Below are 15,965 nucleotides of genomic sequence, written 5' to 3'. Positions count from 1 at the left end.
ATGGCGGGGAATGACCGCGAGCCAATAGGACGTAAGGGAAGACCAACGCGTCCGGCGAAAGAAAAGGTAAGCCGTCGTCGCCTCAGAGATGAGGACTATGACGATGACTATGAAGACGATGATGAGGATGAAGAACCGATGCCGCGTAAAGGGAAAGGCAAAGGGCGCAAGCCTCGGGGCAAACGCGGCTGGTTCTGGCTGCTGCTGAAGCTCTTTATTGTTTTTGTTGTGCTGATGGCAATTTACGGCGTCTATCTGGATCAGAAGATCCGCAGCCGTATCGACGGTAAAGTCTGGCAGTTACCTGCGGCCGTGTATGGCCGTATGGTGAACCTTGAGCCAGATATGTCCATCACGAAAAACGAAATGGTAAAACTGCTGGAAGCCACCCAGTATCGTCAGGTGTCAAAAATGACGCGCCCTGGCGAATTTACCGTGCAGGCCAACAGCATTGAGATGATCCGCCGTCCGTTTGATTTCCCGGACAGCAAAGAGGGGCAGGTGCGCGCGCGTCTGACCTTTGACGGCGATCGTCTGGATACCATCGAGAACATGGATAACAACCGTCAGTTCGGTTTCTTCCGTCTCGATCCCCGCCTGATCACCATGCTCTCGTCGGCGAACGGCGAACAGCGTCTGTTCGTGGCGCGTAACGGCTTCCCGGATCTGCTGGTTGATACCCTGCTGGCAACCGAAGACCGCCACTTCTACGAGCATGACGGCATCAGCCTCTACTCGATTGGCCGTGCGGTCCTGGCTAACCTGACCGCGGGCCGTACCGTGCAGGGGGCAAGTACGCTGACCCAGCAGCTGGTGAAGAACCTGTTCCTCTCCAGCGAGCGCTCTTACTGGCGTAAAGCGAACGAAGCGTATATGGCCGTGCTGATGGATGCGCGCTACAGCAAGGATCGTATCCTTGAGCTGTATATGAACGAGGTGTATCTCGGTCAGAGCGGCGATAACGAAATCCGCGGCTTCCCGCTGGCGAGTCTGTACTACTTTGGTCGTCCGGTGGAAGAGCTGAGCCTGGATCAACAGGCGCTGCTGGTGGGCATGGTGAAAGGGGCGTCCATTTATAACCCGTGGCGTAACCCGAAACTGGCCCTGGAGCGTCGTAACCTGGTGCTGCGTCTGCTGCAACAACAGCAGGTGATTGACCAGGAGCTGTACGACATGCTGAGCGCACGTCCGCTTGGCGTGCAGCCGCGCGGTGGGGTGATCTCGCCTCAGCCTGCGTTTATGCAGCTGGTGCGTCAGGAGCTGCAGAGCAAGCTGGGTGATAAAGTGAAAGATCTCTCCGGCGTGAAGATCTTTACGACCTTTGACTCCGTGGCGCAGGATGCGGCAGAAAAAGCGGCGGTGGAAGGCATTCCGGCGCTGAAGAAACAGCGTAAGCTCTCCGATCTTGAAACCGCGATGGTGGTGGTTGACCGTAACTCCGGCGAAGTTCGTGCGATGGTGGGCGGTGCCGAGCCGCAGTTTGCTGGCTATAACCGTGCCATGCAGGCGCGTCGCTCGATCGGCTCTCTGGCAAAACCGGCGACCTATCTCACTGCCCTGAGTCAGCCAAACCAGTATCGTCTGAATACCTGGATTGCGGATGCGCCGATCTCCCTGCGCCAGCCTAACGGCCAGGTGTGGTCACCGCAGAACGACGACAAGCAGTTTAGCGGTCAGGTGATGCTGGTGGATGCGTTGACGCGCTCCATGAACGTGCCGACGGTGAACCTGGGCATGTCGCTGGGTCTGCCAGCGATTGTCGATACCTGGCAGAAGCTGGGCGTGGCGAAAGATCAGCTGCACCCGGTCCCGGCGATGATCCTGGGGGCGCTCAACCTGACGCCGATCGAAGTGGCGCAGGCGTTCCAGACGATCGCCAGCGGCGGTAACCGCGCGCCGCTCTCCGCCCTGCGTTCGGTGATTGCTGAAGATGGCTCCGTGCTGTATCAGAGCTTCCCGCAGGCGGAACGTGCCGTTCCTGCGCAGGCAGCCTATATGACGCTGTGGACGATGCAGCAGGTGGTGCAGCGCGGTACCGGCCGTCAGCTGGGAGCGAAGTATCCGGGCCTGCATCTGGCGGGTAAAACCGGGACCACCAACAACAACGTTGACACCTGGTTTGCCGGTATTGATGGTCGTGAAGTGGTGATCACCTGGGTAGGCCGCGACAACAACCAGCCGACGAAACTGTACGGCGCTAGCGGGGCGATGTCGATTTACCAGCGCTATCTGGCGAATCAGTCCCCGGTGCCGCTGAACCTGGTTGCGCCGGAAGATATCGTCGATATGGGCGTGGACAGCTCCGGTAACTTCGTCTGCGGCGGCGGAATGCGTACTCTGCCGGTCTGGACAACCAACCCGGATTCCCTGTGCCAGCAAAGCCAGCCAGAACAGCCAACGGGTAACCCGTTTGAGCAGTCTTCTCAGCCACAGCAGCCGCAGCAGCAACAGCCGCAGCAGCAGAACGAGAAGAAAGACAGCGATGGTGTCGCAGGCTGGATTAAAGATATGTTCGGCGGTAACTAACCGCGTAAGGTCCCCCCGCAAGGGGGGATTTTTTTACCCATTCCCCCCCTTTTTTTAACCCTCTTTTTAATATTGATTAACCCTTCGTTCTCTCCTGGTTATTTCTTAAACCCTTAATTCTCGTAGGGCCGCTTACTGCTTGCTATGCAGTCAGCGTTTCGCCTATTATGCTGCGGTCATAATAATAATTCTCGTTTACGTTATCATTCACTTTTCCATCAGAGATACACCATGGCGCTTTCCAATACTGCTCAGCCAATCAATACGTCGCTGCGTAAAATCGCGGTCGTCGTCGCCACAGCGGTTGCCGGCATGTCGGCTTATACACATGCTGCCGAAACCCCGAAAAAAGAAGAAACCATTACGGTAACCGCAGCACCTGCGGCACAGGAAAGTGCCTGGGGACCGGCACCCACGATTGCGGCTAAACGCACCGCCACCGCGACCAAGACCGATACCCCGATTGAGAAAACCCCGCAGTCTATTTCTGTCGTCACCCGTGAAGAGATGGACATGAAGCAGCCGGGGACGGTTAAACAGGCGCTGGCCTATACGCCGAGCGTGTTCGCAACACGCGGGGCGTCTACAACGTATGATGTTGTTTCTATTCGTGGGTTCACCACTTCCAGTACCGTGAATACTAACCAGTATCTGGACGGGATGAAGCTGCAGGGAGATAACTATTCTGAAGCGTCCATGGATCCGTATTTCCTTGAGCGCGTCGAGCTGCTGCGTGGCCCAACGTCCGTTCTGTACGGTAAAAGCCACCCGGGCGGCGTGGTCAGCATGGTCAGCAAGCGCCCAACCACCGAGCCACTGAAAGAAATTCAGTTCAAAATGGGTACCGATAACCTGTGGCAGACCGGGTTTGATTTCAGCGATGCGATTGATGATGACGGCGTGTGGTCATACCGTCTGACCGGTCTGGGGCGCAGCGAAAATGCGCAGCAGGAGATGGTGAAATCTTCCCGCTACGCCATTGCACCTGCTTTCAGCTGGCGTCCTGACGATAAAACCGATTTTACTTTCCTGAGCAACTTCCAGAGCGATCCGGATGCAGGCTATTACGGCTGGCTGCCGCGGGAAGGTACCGTTGTGCCTTACTACGATGCCAACGGCAAAGCACACAAGCTGCCGACCGATTTCAACGAAGGTGAAGAAGATAACAAGATCTCCCGTCGTCAGAAAATGGTGGGTTACAGCTTCTCGCATCAGTTTGATGACACCTTTACCGTGCGTCAAAACCTGCGTTACACCAAAATCAATACGCTTTACCGTTCCGTCTACGGTAACGGCTATATTGCACCGGCTCAGATCAGCCGCGCGTATGTGCGCTCCGATGAGGACCTCAACTCGTTTACCGTTGATACTCAGCTTCAGTCCAAATTCGCGACGGGTGCAGTGGATCATACCCTGTTGACGGGCGTTGATTACCTCCGCATGCGTAATGATATTGATGCTGACTACGGCACGGCCGATCCCATCAGTATGACGAAGCCTGCGTACGGCAATCCAAATGTCGACGTTTACTACCTTTACAAAGTGCTCAACCGTCAGGAACAAACCGGCCTTTATGCGCAGGATCAGGCTGAATGGGATAAGTGGGTACTCACAATGGGTGGCCGCTATGACTTTGCGAAAACCTCAGCACTGACGCGTACAACCGGTACTACCGCGGAAATCAACGATCAGGCATTCACGTGGCGCGGCGGGATTAACTACCTGTTCGACAACGGCATCACGCCTTATTTCAGCTATAGCGAATCGTTCGAACCGATTTCAGGTACCACTCAGGGCGGCAAACCGTTCGATCCTGCACGCGGCAAGCAGTATGAAGCGGGCGTGAAGTACGTACCGAAAGACCTGCCTGTTGTGGTCACGGCTGCTGTTTATCAGTTAACCAAAAACAACAACCTGACGGCCGATCCGGCGAACCCGACCAGCGGCTTTAGCGTGCAGGGCGGTGAAATTCGCTCTCGCGGTTTCGAACTGGAAGCGAAAGCTGCCGTCTCTGCCAACGTGAACGTGACGGCTTCCTATAGCTTTACTGATGCGAAATACACACACGATACCTGGTATGAAGGCCGTCGTCCGGCGGAAGTGCCGCGCAATATGGCGTCTCTGTGGGCAGATTATACCTTCCACGAGACGGCGTTGAGCGGTCTGACGGTAGGGGCTGGCACCCGTTACATTGGTAACACCGTGTCCTATTACTCTGCCTCGTCGCCAAAAGCCTACCAGTCATTCAACGTCGCGGGCTATGCCCTGGCGGATGCCACCGTGAAATACGATCTGGCACGCTTTGGACTTCCCGGCTCTTCTGTCGGCGTCAACGTGAACAACATCTTCGATCGCGAATACGTCTCCAGCTGCTACAGCGAATATGCCTGCTACTGGGGAGCAGGACGTCAGGTTGTTGCTACCGCGACCTTCCGCTTCTAATCTCTCTTCGGGCACGGTTCGCCGTGCCCTTTTTATTTAAGTTGGCTGATATGCAGGATAATCAAACGCAACCCGACACCACCTTTACGCTCAACCATCTCTCCTTTCGCGTACCCGGGCGCACCTTGCTGCATCCGCTCTCTTTGACGTTTCCCGCAGGTAAAGTCACTGGCCTGATTGGTCACAACGGTTCCGGTAAGTCCACGGTGCTCAAGATGCTGGGACGACATCAGCCGCCGTCAGAAGGCGACATTCTGCTGGATGACCAACCGCTGGAGAGCTGGAGCAGTAAAGCCTTTGCCCGCAAAGTGGCGTATCTGCCGCAGCAGCTGCCGCAGGCGGAGGGGATGACGGTGCGAGAGCTGGTGGCGATTGGGCGTTATCCGTGGCATGGCGCGCTTGGACGCTTTGGCGTGGCCGACAGAGAGAAAGTGGAAGAGGCGATTGCGCTGGTCGGGCTTAAGCCGCTGGCGCACCGTCTGGTGGATAGCCTGTCCGGCGGTGAACGCCAGCGCGCGTGGATTGCAATGCTGGTGGCCCAGGACAGCCGCTGCCTGCTCCTCGACGAACCCACCTCCGCACTTGATATCGCCCATCAGGTCGATGTTCTGGCGCTGGTGCACCGCTTAAGCCAGCAGCGCGGTCTGACGGTGATTGCGGTGCTGCATGATATCAACATGGCGGCACGCTACTGCGATTACCTTGTTGCGCTGCGCGGCGGCGAAATGATTGCGCAGGGAACGCCGTCCGAGCTGATGCGCAGCGAAACGCTGGAACAGATTTATGGTATTCCGATGGGTATTCTGCCTCACCCGGCCGGGGCTGCACCGGTGAGCTTCGTGTACTGATGCTGGACAACATGCGCATTAGCCGCCGTCGCCTGCTGACGGCGATGGCCCTCTCACCGCTGCTGTTAAAAATGAATACGGCGCGTGCCGCCGCCGTCGATCCGCACCGCATAGTGGCGCTGGAGTGGTTGCCGGTCGAGCTGATGATGGCGCTCGGCGTTACGCCCTACGGCGTCGCGGACATTCCCAACTATAACCTTTGGGTGAATGAGCCGAAGCTGCCGGACTCGGTGATCGACGTCGGCCTGCGTACGGAGCCAAACCTCGAGCTGCTCACCCAGATGAAACCTTCGTTCCTGTTCTGGTCCGCGGGCTACGGTCCGTCAGAAGAGGTGATGGCGCGCATTGCGCCCGGGCGCGGATTCGCTTTCAGCGACGGTAAAAAACCGCTGGCCGTAGCGAAAAATTCGATTGGCGAGATGGCGCATTTCCTTAACCGGGAAGCGGAGGCCAAACGGCATCTCGACGAATTTGATGCCCTGATCGACTCCCTGAAGCCGCGTTTTGCTCACCGGGGCGATCGTCCGCTGCTGATGGTGACGCTGCTGGATGCCCGCCATATGCTGGTCTTTGGTAAAAACTGCCTGTTCCAGGAGGTGCTGGACAGCTTCGGCATTCGCAACGCCTGGGAAGGGGAGATGACGTTCTGGGGCAGTACCGCTGTGGGTATCGATCGCCTCGCGGCGTTTCGCGATGTGGATGTGCTGTGCTTCGATCACGGCAACGAGCGCGACATGCAAACCCTGATGGCGACTCCGCTCTGGCAGGCGATGCCGTTTGTGCGCGAGCGGCGCTTCCAGCGCGCTCCGGCGGTCTGGTTCTACGGCGCGACGCTGTCGGCGATGCATTTTGCCCGCGTGCTGGATAACGCCCTGGGAGGTAAAGCATGAGTACGCGTATTGCCCGTTTCCCGGCGCTTCTGCTGATGCTGATTTTTCTTGCCGCGCTGGCGTTAACCGGGTTCAACCTCTCTGCCGCGTTACCGCGCGCGCAATGGGGAGCCGCGCTGGCCTCGCCGGATATCGACAATATTCAGCAGATGCTGTTCCACTACAGCCTGCTGCCGCGTCTGGCAATCTCCCTTTTAGTCGGTGCCGGCTTAGGGCTGGTGGGCGTGCTGTTCCAGCAGGTGTTACGTAACCCGCTGGCGGAGCCAACCACGCTCGGCGTCGCGACCGGCGCACAGCTTGGGATCACTATCACCACGCTGTGGGCGCTGCCGGGAGCGTTAACCTCGCAGTTTGCGGCACTCGCGGGGGCGTGCGTAGTGGGCGCACTGGTCTTTGGCGTGGCCTGGGGCAAACGCCTTTCCCCTGTGACGCTCATTCTGGCCGGACTGGTGGTGAGCCTCTACTGTGGCGCGATTAACCAGCTGCTGGTGCTTTTCCACCACGATCGCCTGCAAAGCATGTTCCTGTGGAGTACCGGTACGCTCACCCAAACCGACTGGAGCGTTGTGCTGCGCCTGTGGCCGCAGCTGGCTGGCGGTGTCGTGCTGACGCTGCTGCTCCTGCGTCCCCTGACGCTGATGGGACTGGATGATGGCGTGGCGCGTAACCTGGGGCTGGCGCTGTCGCTGGCTCGCCTGGCGGCGCTGACGCTGGCGATTGTATTGAGCGCCCTGCTGGTGAATGCGGTTGGCATCATCGGGTTTATCGGCCTGTTTGCGCCGCTGCTGGCGAAAATGCTTGGGGCGCGCCGTTTGCTGGCGCGTCTGCTGCTGGCCTCGCTGATTGGGGCGTTGATCCTTTGGCTTTCCGATCAGCTTATTCTCTGGCTGGCGCGGGTGTGGCGGGAAGTCTCTACCGGCTCGGTCACGGCGCTTATCGGTGCGCCGCTGCTGCTTTGGCTGCTGCCGCGTCTGCGCAGCATGAGCGCACCGGCGATGGATGCGGGCGATAAAGTCCATGCTGAACGTCAGTCGGTACTGTGGTTTAGCCTTGCCGGGCTGGCGGTGCTGATTATTGCCTCGTTCGCGGCGCTCTCATTCGGTCGCGATGCCGCAGGCTGGCACTGGGCAACGGGCGATTTACTCAACGATCTGCTGCAGTGGCGCTGGCCGCGTATCTTTGCTGCGCTGATCGCAGGGGTAATGCTGGCGGTGGCGGGGTGCATTATTCAGCGTCTGACCGGCAACCCGATGGCGAGCCCGGAAGTGCTTGGGATCAGCTCTGGCGCCGCCTTTGGCGTGGTGCTGATGCTGTTCTTTGTGCCGGGCAATGCGTTTGGCTGGCTGATGCCTGCCGGCAGTCTCGGTGCGGCCGTTACGCTGCTGATTATCCTGATTGCCGCTGGTCGCGGCGGGTTTTCACCGCACCGTATGCTGCTGGCCGGGATGGCGCTCAGCACCGCGTTCACCATGCTGCTGATGATGCTGCAGGCAAGCGGCGATCCGCGTATGGCGAAGATCCTGACCTGGATATCCGGCTCAACGTACGGCGCGACCGGCAGCCAGGCGATCGGGTCCGGGATCGTGATGGTCGTGCTGCTGGCGATGGTGCCGCTGTGCCGACGCTGGCTGACTATTCTGCCGCTCGGCGGTGAAACCGCACGTGCGGTGGGAATGGCGCTGACGCCAGCACGTGTAGCGCTGCTGCTGCTCGCCGCGTGCCTGACGGCGACGGCCACCATGACGATTGGCCCGCTGAGTTTTGTGGGGTTAATGGCGCCGCATATCGCCAGAATGATGGGGTTCCGCCGGACGATGCCGCATATTGTCATGTCGGCCCTCACGGGCGGCGTGATGCTGGTGTTTGCAGACTGGTGCGGAAGAATGGTGCTGTTCCCGTATCAGATCCCGGCGGGGCTGCTGTCGACCTTTATTGGTGCGCCGTATTTTATTTATCTGTTGAGAAAGCAGAGTCGGTAATCAGATGCGGCCTTATTCCCTCTCCCACGGGGAGAGGGAGAACACCGTAGGCCGGGTAAGCGTTAGCGCCACCCGGCAATGCCCTTAGAGCTTGGCAAACACCTTACGCGCCGCGTCAATGGTGTTATTGATATCTTCTTCGCTGTGCGCCACGGACATAAAGCCCGCCTCGAATGCGGACGGTGCCAGGTACACGCCTTCTTCCAGCATCAGGTGGAAGAAGCGCTTGAAGCGTTCAACGTCGCACTTCACCACGTCCTGATAGCGGGTCACGGTTTTCGCCTCGGTGAAGAAAATCCCGAACATCCCGCCTACGTGGTTAACCACCAGCGGAATGCCGGCCTCTTCTGCCGCTTCCAGCAGGCCGTTTGCCAGCTGCGTGGTCCGGTCGGTCAGGGTTTCGTGAATACCTGGCTGAGCCACTTCGGTCAGGCAGGCAAAGCCCGCCGCCATGGCGATAGGGTTACCGGAGAGCGTGCCCGCCTGGTAAACCGGGCCGGTTGGTGCCAGCGCTTCCATGACGTCCTTACGACCACCGAACGCGCCGACCGGCATGCCGCCGCCGATGATTTTACCCAGGCAGGTGAGGTCCGGCTCCACGCCGTAATAAGACTGGGCGCCCGCCAGCGCCACGCGGAAGCCGGTCATCACTTCGTCGATGATCAGCAGCGCGCCGAACTCATCGCACAGGGCGCGCAGGCCCGGCAGGAAGTCAGGCTGCGGTGGGATACAGTTCATGTTGCCCGCAACCGGCTCAACGATGATGCAGGCGATCTCCTGCGGATACTGCTCGAACGCCGCGCGAACGGTGTTCAGATCGTTGTAGGTACAGGTCAGGGTATGCTTCGCGAAATCCGCAGGTACGCCAGGCGAGTTTGGCTGGCCGAGCGTCAGCGCGCCGGAACCTGCTTTCACCAGCAGGCAGTCCGCGTGGCCGTGGTAGCAGCCTTCGAACTTGATGATTTTATCGCGGCCGGTAAAACCGCGCGCCAGGCGGATGGCGCTCATGGTGGCTTCGGTACCGGAGTTCACCATGCGCACCATGTCCATGGTCGGGACCAGCTCGGTGACCAGTTCCGCCATCTTCACTTCCATTTCGGTAGGCGCACCGAAGCTCAGGCCGCGCTGGGCGGCTTCAATTACCGCGTTACGAATGGCCGGGTGGTTGTGACCCAGCACCATCGGGCCCCAGGAGCCGACGTAATCGATATAGGCTTTGCCATCGACATCATACAGATACGCGCCGTCAGCACGTTCGATAAACAGCGGCGTGCCGCCCACGCCGGTAAAGGCGCGCACAGGTGAGTTCACGCCACCCGGAATAAGCTCGCGGGCTGCACTGTAGAGGTTTTCAGACTTGCTCATGGCGTCGTTCCTGGTTCGTATAAAATGATTAAGCCCACTATTCTAAGTGATTCGGGGAAGGTTATGAAATTTTTAGCCGGGTAATGCTTTAAGATTTGTTAAGTAATTTTCAGGAGACGGTGGGGCAGTCTCTGGTAAAATCCACGCGGCTTTTGTATGACGAATAAGTACAGGACATGAAATCAGATTCTCCGTCTTTTGAAGAACAACAGTTTACGCGCGCCCAGCATCGAATCAGTATTCGTCGGCTGCTCAATCGCGATAAAACGCCGCTGGCGATCCTGCTGGCCGCTGCCGTGGTGGGAACGCTCGCCGGTCTGGTGGGCGTGGCGTTTGAAAAAGCGGTTAATGCCGTACTCAACTGGCGAGTGGGAACCGTGGCCGGTTTCGCCGACAGCCGATGGCTGGTCTGGGTTGCGGCGTTCGGGCTGTCGGCGCTGTTCGCCATGGTGGGGTATTTTCTGGTGCGTAAATTCGCGCCGGAGGCGGGCGGGTCCGGCATCCCGGAAATTGAAGGGGCGCTGGAGGAGCTGCGTCCTGTGCGCTGGTGGCGAGTCATTCCGGTGAAATTTATCGGCGGCATGGGTACGCTGGGTGCGGGAATGGTGCTCGGCAGGGAAGGGCCCACGGTTCAGCTGGGCGGGAACGTCGGCCGCATGGTGGGCGATCTGTTTCGGATGCGCAGCGCCGAAGCGCGCCATACGCTGCTGGCTACCGGTGCGGCGGCGGGGCTATCGGCGGCCTTTAACGCGCCGCTGGCGGGCATTTTGTTTATCATCGAAGAGATGCGCGCGCAGTTTCGCTACAACCTGATCTCCATTAAAGCGGTGTTTACCGGCGTCATTATGTCGAGCATCGTGTTTCGCCTCTTTAATGGCGAAGGGGCGGTCATTGAGGTGGGTAAACTGACCAACGCGCCGGTTAACACCCTGTGGCTTTACCTGATCCTCGGCATGATTTTTGGCGTGGTGGGACCGCTGTTTAACACCTTTATCCTGCGCGCTCAGGATATGTTCCAGCGTATTCACGGTGGGAATACGACTAAATGGGTGCTGATGGGCGGCCTGCTTGGCGGAATCTGTGGCGTGCTCGGGTTTATCGAGCCAAATGCCGCGGGCGGCGGCTTCGGGCTGATCCCCATTGCGGCGGCGGGGAACTTCAGCGTGGGTCTGCTGCTGTTTATGTTTATCTCCCGCGTCATCACGACGGTGCTGTGCTTCTCCTCCGGCGCGCCCGGCGGGATATTCGCCCCGATGCTGGCGCTGGGAACCTTGTTGGGCACCGCGTTTGGTATGGCGGCTCAAGCGGGCTTTCCCGCCTATCACCTTGATGCAGGGACCTTTGCGGTAGCCGGAATGGGGGCGCTGCTGGCCGCCTCCCTGCGCGCGCCGTTGACCGGGATCGTGCTGGTGCTGGAGATGACGGACAATTACCAGCTCATTTTGCCAATGATCATTACCTGTCTCGGGGCGACACTATTAGCCCAGTTCCTGGGTGGAAAACCGCTATACTCCACCATCCTCGCGCGTACCCTGGCAAAACAAGAGGCGGAGCGGGCCGCCGCGCAGAATACTTGAATGAATTACCAGGGTATTAGATAATGACGAAAAGAATTGGGTGAATTTTACCCAATAGCAGTATTCATGGGAGCATAAGATGAGTGATGACGTAGCTGTGCCGCTGGAATTTACCGAAGCAGCAGCCAACAAAGTGAAAACCCTGATTGCCGACGAAGACAATCCGGATCTGAAACTGCGTGTCTATATTACCGGTGGCGGCTGCAGCGGCTTCCAGTACGGTTTTACTTTTGACGATCAGGTTAACGATGGCGATATGACCATTGAGAAACAGGGCGTCGCGCTGGTGGTTGACCCGATGAGCCTGCAGTATCTGGTAGGTGGTTCGGTCGACTACACCGAAGGTCTGGAAGGTTCACGCTTTGTGGTGACCAACCCGAATGCAACAAGCACCTGCGGGTGTGGGTCTTCGTTCAGCATTTAAGCCTGAATGCGGATTGTAGGCCCGGTAAGCGAAGCGTCACCGGGCTTATAAACGACGCCTATCTTGAAGTTTCATCCAGCGCAAACGTCGGCAGCTTCAGGTGCCAGCGTATCGCCGCTAAACGTATCGCCAGCGTCACGATCATCCCCAGCATCGCGGCGTTTTCCAGCGGAATGGCAAAGGTGTAATACGCGGTCGCGTGGACAATGCCGCCCGCAATACAGGCCGTCGCGTAAATTTCAGTACGCAGGATCATCGGCACCTCCCGCGCCAGAATGTCGCGAATGATCCCGCCGCCCACGCCGGTTAATACGCCCATGCAGATCGCCACCATCGGACCGGTGCCCGCATTAAACGCCTTATTGACACCAATACCGACAAACACGGCCAGACCGACGGCATCCAGTACCGGCAATATCCATTTTGGTAATCGGCGGGGCTGGCGAACCAGCACAATGGTTAACAGACAGGTGACCATCGCGACCACCAGGTCGGTCGGATCTTTCACCCAAAACACCGGGCCATTGGCCAGCGCCATATCGCGGATAGTCCCGCCGCCCACGGCGGTCACCACGCCCAGCACCAGCACGCCAAACGGATCCATGCGTAGTTTTCCGGCGAGTAGGACGCCGGAGATAGCAAAAACGGCTGTGCCAAGAATATCCAGCCAATAAACGAGCATCGTTAAATCCTCGAAAAGGGTCTTATGTTAGTGACTCTCTGCCAGCGCGGCACAGAGCTGTTTTGCGGCGAGGATAATACGCGGGCTGGCGCGTTCAAACCAGTCGCTGTTGAGGGGTATTACCGGTATTTTTAGCTGCTTTTGCCAGAATTGCTCGATTTTGGGAATTTCGCTCGCATTTCCGACCACCACGATGGCCTGTGGCTGGCGCGCCAGAACCTGCTCACGGCTTACCTGAGGCCACGGTACCCGGCTGGCTGCAAAGATGTTTTCACCGCCACAGACTTCCAGTACCTGATTCTGAATCGACCCTTTACCGGTGGTGAACAGCGGCTGGCTGCCAAACTGCAGGAAGATGCGCTTTTTAACAGGGGTATCGTATCGGGATTTCAGCGCGGCATAGTCGCTGAGCAGCTGTTTCGCTGCAGCCTCGGCTTTTTTGGGCGTAGGGCTATAGGGTGCCAGGGCCTGTAGCGCCTGAGCGACCTGCTCAATGCTGACGGCATCAATCCACATGATCTTGATGCCAAGGGAGGTAAGCTGGTTAACCTGCCGCTCGGCGTTTCCGCCGCGCCAGGCCAGCACGAGATCCGGTTTCAGCGCCACGATGCGCTCAAGGTTCATCCCTTGCCAGGTTGCCACCTGTTCAATGCCTGTCGCCTGAGGGGGATAATCCGAAAAGCTGCTCACGCCAACGGGTGTGATCCCGGCGGCAAACGCCAGTTCGGTATTGGCGGGAGAGAGGGTAATCACACGCGGCGCGGCAAAAAGCCACGCCGGTGCGAGCAGAAGCAGGGCGGCCAGCGCCCTGAAGGTATGTTTAGCCACGTGCCAGGTTCTGCACCAGGCGTTCCACCATCACGGTGGACTGTTTTGCCGCAACGGTCAGGAACTCGTCGAAGCTGATGTGGGACTGCTGATCTGCCACGTCAGAGATGGCGCGAACCACTACAAACGGTACGTTGAAATTATGGCAAACGTGCGCGATCGCGGTCGCTTCCATCTCAACGGCCACCGCCTGAGGGAAGTTATGACGGATTTTCGCCAGACCGACGGAGCCATTGATGAACGCATCACCGCTGACAATCAGACCGCGTACCGCGTTGAGGTTGAGCTCCGCAATGCAGGTCTCTGCCGCCGCAATCAGTTTGTCGTCCGCTTTAAACCCTGCCGGGCAGCCCGGAAGCTGGCCGTACTCGTAGCCGAACGCGGTGACGTCCGCATCGTGATAGCGCGCTTCGTCGGAAACAACGATGTCACCCACTTTCAGCGTCGGCGCCAGGCCGCCCGCAGAGCCGGTATTCACGATCACGTCGGGCTTGCAGCGCTCAAGCAGCAGGGTGGCACCCAGCGCCGCAGCGACTTTACCGATGCCTGATTTCAGCAGAGCCACGTCAACACCGTTTAGCTGACCGGTATAGATCTCACAACCTCCCAGAGAGAGGGTCTGACGGTTCTCAATTTTGTCACGCAGAAGCGTAACTTCTTCTTCCATTGCACCAATAATGCCGATTTTCATAGATTTACTCGCGATGTGCCTTGTTAAGATGCATAGTCTATCATGCGGTTAAGGGGAAACGCATTCTCACGCGGGGGAGCACATGTCACCAATCGATTTTCGCACCAAAATTAACTGGCACCGACGTTTCCGTTCGCCGCAGGGCGACAAGAGCGAACATGAGATCCTGCGTATCTTCGAAAGCGATCGCGGGCGGATCATTAACTCGCCCGCCATCCGCCGTCTGCAGCAAAAGACCCAGGTCTTTCCGCTGGAGCGTAACGCCGCGGTGCGCACGCGCTTAACCCACTCCATGGAGGTGCAGCAGGTCGGGCGCTACATCGCCAAAGAGATTTTAAGCCGTCTCAAAGAGCAGCGCTTACTGGAAACCTATGGTCTGGACGAGCTGACGGGGCCTTTTGAGAGCATCGTTGAGATGGCCTGCCTGATGCATGACATCGGCAACCCGCCTTTCGGTCACTTTGGAGAGGCGGCTATCAATGACTGGTTTAAGCAACGGCTTTACCCTTCGGATGCGGTAAGCCAGCCGCTGAGCGACGACCGCTGCATCGTACGCGATTTACGCCTGCGTGAAGGGGAAGAAGGGCTGAACGATCTGCGCCGCAAGGTGCGCCAGGACCTCTGTCACTTTGAGGGTAACGCGCAGGGGATCCGGCTGGTGCATTCCCTGATGCGTATGAACCTGACCTGGGCGCAGGTCGGCTGCATTCTGAAATATACGCGCCCCGCGTGGTGGATGGGGGAGACGCCCGCGTCCCACAGTTATTTAATGAAAAAACCGGGCTATTACCTTTCCGAAGAGGCTTATATTGAACGGTTACGTAAAGAACTTTCATTGACGCCAAACGGCCGTTTTCCATTGACCTGGATTATGGAAGCCGCCGATGATATTTCCTATTGCGTGGCCGATCTGGAAGACGCCGTTGAAAAAAGAATTTTCAGCGTCGAGGAGCTTTATCAGCATCTTTATACGGCCTGGGGCACCCATGAAAAAGGCTCGCTGTTTGCGCAGGTTGTCGAAAATGCCTGGGAAAAATCACGCTCAAATACATTAAGCCGCAGTACGGAAGACCAGTTCTTTATGTATTTGCGGGTCAATACATTAAATAAGCTGGTGCCGTACGCGGCGTCACGCTTTATTGATAATTTGCCGCTGATTTTCAGCGGGGAATTCAACCACGCCCTGCTGGAAGATGACAGCAGTTTCAGCCAGCTCCTCGAGCTTTATAAACATGTGGCGATGCGGCATGTATTCAGCCATCCGGATGTCGAACAGTTAGAGCTGCAGGGATATAGGGTGATCAGTGGGTTACTGGAAATTTATGCTCCGCTGCTCCAGCTGTCGGTCGACGAATTCAGCGAGCTGGTAGAACACGAGCGCGTGCGCCGTATTCCCATTGAATCACGACTTTATCAAAAACTTTCTACCCGACACCGTCTGGCGTATGTCGAAGCGATTGGCAAGCTGGATCGCCAGTCACCGCAGTGGCCAGTGATGGAATATTATTACCGCTGCCGTCTTATCCAGGACTATATCAGCGGCATGACGGATTTGTATGCCTGGGATGAATATCGCAAGCTGATGGCGGTGGAATAACCCGGAGTTTTGTAAAGACGGCCAATAAATTTTTACCTTTTCCATAAACTTATCGCCGGAACTAAGCGGTATAAAACGAATCTGAGTTACACAGCAATTTTGCGTTACCTGTAAAT

Annotated in this window: 12 protein-coding genes; 8 read left to right on the top strand and 4 right to left on the bottom strand. The window is 57.8% G+C overall.

The genetic code is table 11. The annotated features are described in order from the left end of the window. From mrcB to fhuB, 5 genes are all read left to right on the top strand, one after another. The gene (gene mrcB, locus C6A40_RS02680; RefSeq protein WP_008501930.1) at positions 1–2,526 is read left to right on the top strand and encodes a bifunctional glycosyl transferase/transpeptidase; all 2,526 of its coding nucleotides are present in this window, start codon (positions 1–3) and stop codon (positions 2,524–2,526) included. 231 nt (positions 2,527–2,757) lie between these two features. Continuing rightward, complete coding sequence (fhuA, locus tag C6A40_RS02670; RefSeq protein WP_021240495.1) at positions 2,758–4,968, top strand: ferrichrome porin FhuA; 2,211 nt, start codon at positions 2,758–2,760, stop codon at positions 4,966–4,968. A gap of 50 nt (positions 4,969–5,018) precedes the next feature. Further along, complete coding sequence (fhuC, locus tag C6A40_RS02665) at positions 5,019–5,816, top strand: Fe3+-hydroxamate ABC transporter ATP-binding protein FhuC (RefSeq protein WP_045335705.1); 798 nt, start codon at positions 5,019–5,021, stop codon at positions 5,814–5,816. Next, positions 5,816–6,706 carry a Fe(3+)-hydroxamate ABC transporter substrate-binding protein FhuD gene (gene fhuD / locus C6A40_RS02660; protein WP_023293241.1) on the top strand — a complete coding sequence of 297 codons (891 nt, stop codon included), beginning with the start codon at positions 5,816–5,818 and terminating at the stop codon, positions 6,704–6,706. The genes fhuC and fhuD overlap by 1 nt, the downstream gene beginning before the upstream one ends. Continuing rightward, positions 6,703–8,685, top strand: coding sequence for a Fe(3+)-hydroxamate ABC transporter permease FhuB (gene fhuB / locus C6A40_RS02655; protein WP_021240493.1), 1,983 nt, complete (start codon positions 6,703–6,705; stop codon positions 8,683–8,685). Before fhuD ends, fhuB begins: the two co-directional genes overlap by 4 nt. 84 nt (positions 8,686–8,769) lie before the next feature. Here the strand turns inward: fhuB and hemL are convergent, their stop codons facing one another. Next, positions 8,770–10,050, bottom strand: a complete 1,281-nt coding sequence (gene hemL / locus C6A40_RS02650; protein WP_008501925.1) for a glutamate-1-semialdehyde 2,1-aminomutase — start codon at positions 10,048–10,050, stop codon at positions 8,770–8,772. A 176-nt stretch (positions 10,051–10,226) separates the two neighbouring features. On the opposite strand from hemL, the gene clcA reads away from it, so the two are divergent. Beyond that, a complete protein-coding gene (clcA, locus tag C6A40_RS02645) occupies positions 10,227–11,627 on the top strand; it encodes a H(+)/Cl(-) exchange transporter ClcA (protein WP_008501924.1) in 1,401 nt (466 codons plus the stop codon). 79 nt (positions 11,628–11,706) lie between these two features. Then, positions 11,707–12,051 carry an iron-sulfur cluster insertion protein ErpA gene (gene erpA, locus C6A40_RS02640; protein ID WP_008501923.1) on the top strand — a complete coding sequence of 115 codons (345 nt, stop codon included), beginning with the start codon at positions 11,707–11,709 and terminating at the stop codon, positions 12,049–12,051. Positions 12,052–12,109: 58 nt separating this feature from the next. Here erpA and C6A40_RS02635 read toward each other — a convergent pair whose 3' ends face one another. Genes C6A40_RS02635 through mtnN form a run of 3 tightly spaced genes read right to left on the bottom strand, consistent with a single transcriptional unit; the run spans position 12,110 to position 14,252 of the window. Further along, positions 12,110–12,733: a TRIC cation channel family protein gene (locus C6A40_RS02635; protein ID WP_008501922.1), complete on the bottom strand. Its 624-nt coding sequence runs from the start codon at positions 12,731–12,733 to the stop codon at positions 12,110–12,112. Positions 12,734–12,760: 27 nt separating this feature from the next. After that, entirely contained in the window at positions 12,761–13,561 is an 801-nt protein-coding gene (gene btuF, locus C6A40_RS02630; protein ID WP_045335707.1) for a vitamin B12 ABC transporter substrate-binding protein BtuF, read from the bottom strand. Continuing rightward, positions 13,554–14,252, bottom strand: a complete 699-nt coding sequence (gene mtnN / locus C6A40_RS02625) for a 5'-methylthioadenosine/S-adenosylhomocysteine nucleosidase (RefSeq protein WP_008501920.1) — start codon at positions 14,250–14,252, stop codon at positions 13,554–13,556. The genes btuF and mtnN overlap by 8 nt, the downstream gene beginning before the upstream one ends. Before the next feature lie 82 nt (positions 14,253–14,334). Here mtnN and dgt point away from each other — a divergent pair, with 82 nt between their 5' ends. Next, positions 14,335–15,849, top strand: coding sequence for a dGTPase (gene dgt / locus C6A40_RS02620; RefSeq protein ID WP_008501919.1), 1,515 nt, complete (start codon positions 14,335–14,337; stop codon positions 15,847–15,849). Positions 15,850–15,965: the final 116 nt, after the last annotated feature.

Source organism: Enterobacter sp. GER_MD16_1505_Eko_090 (assembly GCF_003331015.1).
Lineage (GTDB): Bacteria > Pseudomonadota > Gammaproteobacteria > Enterobacterales > Enterobacteriaceae > Enterobacter > Enterobacter roggenkampii.
This window is presented reverse-complemented; position numbering and strand designations above follow the sequence as displayed.

Coding starts and splice junctions, on each gene's coding strand:
- mrcB (WP_008501930.1), top strand. CDS start 1: ATGGCGGGGAATGACCGCGAGCCAATAGGACGTAAGGGAAGACCAACG.
- fhuA (WP_021240495.1), top strand. CDS start 2,758: ATGGCGCTTTCCAATACTGCTCAGCCAATCAATACGTCGCTGCGTAAA.
- fhuC (WP_045335705.1), top strand. CDS start 5,019: ATGCAGGATAATCAAACGCAACCCGACACCACCTTTACGCTCAACCAT.
- fhuD (WP_023293241.1), top strand. CDS start 5,816: ATGCTGGACAACATGCGCATTAGCCGCCGTCGCCTGCTGACGGCGATG.
- fhuB (WP_021240493.1), top strand. CDS start 6,703: ATGAGTACGCGTATTGCCCGTTTCCCGGCGCTTCTGCTGATGCTGATT.
- hemL (WP_008501925.1), bottom strand. CDS start 10,050: ATGAGCAAGTCTGAAAACCTCTACAGTGCAGCCCGCGAGCTTATTCCG.
- clcA (WP_008501924.1), top strand. CDS start 10,227: ATGAAATCAGATTCTCCGTCTTTTGAAGAACAACAGTTTACGCGCGCC.
- erpA (WP_008501923.1), top strand. CDS start 11,707: ATGAGTGATGACGTAGCTGTGCCGCTGGAATTTACCGAAGCAGCAGCC.
- C6A40_RS02635 (WP_008501922.1), bottom strand. CDS start 12,733: ATGCTCGTTTATTGGCTGGATATTCTTGGCACAGCCGTTTTTGCTATC.
- mtnN (WP_008501920.1), bottom strand. CDS start 14,252: ATGAAAATCGGCATTATTGGTGCAATGGAAGAAGAAGTTACGCTTCTG.
- dgt (WP_008501919.1), top strand. CDS start 14,335: ATGTCACCAATCGATTTTCGCACCAAAATTAACTGGCACCGACGTTTC.